Source organism: Limnospira sp. PMC 289.06 (genome assembly GCF_032350395.1).
GTDB classification, from domain to species: domain Bacteria; phylum Cyanobacteriota; class Cyanobacteriia; order Cyanobacteriales; family Microcoleaceae; genus Limnospira; species Limnospira platensis.
On the sequence record NZ_JARPLC010000265.1, the window covers coordinates 1 to 2,010 of the forward strand.

At 32.4% G+C, this 2,010-nt stretch carries 2 protein-coding genes; both read left to right on the forward strand.

Going from position 1 to position 2,010, the window contains the following annotated elements; all coding sequences use genetic code 11:
• Positions 1–154 precede the first annotated feature (154 nt).
• Positions 155–1,003 (forward strand): class I SAM-dependent methyltransferase, encoded by an 849-nt coding sequence (locus tag P5674_RS24315; protein WP_071941221.1) that lies wholly within the window; start codon positions 155–157, stop codon positions 1,001–1,003.
• 57 nt (positions 1,004–1,060) lie between these two features.
• On the forward strand, positions 1,061–1,819 hold the full coding sequence (locus P5674_RS24320) for a hypothetical protein (RefSeq protein WP_006616048.1): 759 nt from the start codon (positions 1,061–1,063) through the stop codon (positions 1,817–1,819).
• The last annotated feature ends 191 nt before the right edge of the window (positions 1,820–2,010 follow it).

Here is a 2,010-nt window from a genome sequence, read left to right on the forward strand (position 1 = left end):
CGATAAGACGGCACTTGACAAGGCCAACGCTGTGTCCTTAACAATGGAGCAGTCAGACTAGGAGCCGTATGATGGGAAACTATCAAGTACGGTTCTGAATGGGAGGGAATGGAGGCGACCCCATTTTCGACCCCTAATTGGAAATTATGATATTATCTTAGATTTAAGAAATCCACTACCTTTTCCAGATGAAAGCGTTGCTGAAATATACTCTTCTCATGTCTTGGAACATTTTTTATACCCTTACCAAATGGGAGAAATTCTAAAAGAATGTTACCGGATTTTGAAAAAAGGAGGAATTTTTCGAGTATGCGTACCTAATTCTCGAATATATATTGAAGCATACCTTAATCCCGAAAATTTTGATTCGGAAAGATACTGTCAATACAAACCTGCGTATGATTATAAATCTCCGATAGATTATATAAATTATATTGCTTACATGGCAGGTCATCATTATCATATGTTTGATGAAAGTAATTTAATATGTGTTTTCTCTCAAGCAGGATTTGATCATGTGAAATTGCGAGATTTTGATCCGAGTATTGACCTTGAAAGTCGAAGAGATGGTTCGATTTATGCAATCGCTGAGAAAACTTCCAGCTTTTGTTTAAGCTCACAGGAAATTTCTAATTTATCTAGTTTTAATCTTAGTCAAATTAACTATATTATTTTTCCTGACTGGAATCAACCAGAAGAGCAAATTAGTTTACAACTACAACAAATAATTAAGGCTTTAGCAAATCATCCAGAAAACGAAAAAATTACTTTAGTAATTTACACTTCGCAATTGGATAGAGAAGACGCAGAGATGTTTTTATCTAGTGTAGCCATGAACTTATTCATGGAAAATAACTTAGATATCAATGATAATCTGAATATATCCCTAGTTCCTGAATTGCCAGCTTGGCAATGGCAGTCTTTATTGGAACAAATTTATGGTAGAATCGTTTTGAATAATGAAGATGAAGTCGCTTTAAAATCATTGCCAAATTGCAAATAATTAATAAACTACAAAATAAACAACTTAATTATATCTGAGGAAGTAAAGCAAGTCTATATGAATAATCCTAATGAAAAATTAAATCTAGCAAATCAAGATTTTAATAATCAGCAATTTTACCAAGCTGCGGATTTAGATCAAGAAATAATACAAGATAATCCTCAATTGAAACAGCAAGGTTTATCTATTCGATTGGCGCACTGTCTAGTCTTATCCGGAAACTGGTCAATGATATCAGGAAATTTAACTCCAGGTACTAATTATTTAGATGTTTCTGGTTGGTTAAATTCTCTCTTCCAAGGTAAACCAGTTAATGCAGAAAATCAACCTATTCCTTGGTATACTTATCCAGCAATAGAATTTTTAGAAGATAAGATTAACAGTGATTCTCTAGTATTTGAATTTGGCGGAGGTCAATCTACTTTATGGTGGTCAAATAGAGTTAAACAAGTAATATCTATTGAAAGTGATGAAGGTTGGTTTAACCAAATTTATCAACCAATGCCTGAAAATGTACAATTGAATTTAGAATCAGATGAACAAAAATATGCTGATTTCATCCTGCAATATCCAGATAAGTATTTTGATATAATTATTGTTGATGGTATTAACCGTAATCTTTGTTTAGAAAATAGTTTAAGGAAAATCAAAGAAAATGGATTATTGATTTTTGATAACATAGACGATCATCGCTATGATTCATCAATTAAATTACTAGCTTCTGAAGGTTATAAAAAAATTGATTTTTGGGGTTTAATTCCTGGATATATTTATAAGAATTGTACTTCCTTATTTTTTAAATCCACAGAAATATGAAATATTAATTCCTTACCTAGTGATAAAAAATCATTTTTAGGTAAATCTTGTATGCAAATTACTAGCCCCAAAATTACAACCATGGTGCGAGACGTTTAGGAGTCAAATAAGGCTGCAATGCATGAAATAACCTCCTAGTGGGACTTTCACCCCTTGGTGAAATATAAGGGACTCGTACCCTGACCATCCCA

Coding starts and splice junctions, on each gene's coding strand:
- P5674_RS24320 (WP_006616048.1), top strand. CDS start 1,061: ATGAATAATCCTAATGAAAAATTAAATCTAGCAAATCAAGATTTTAAT.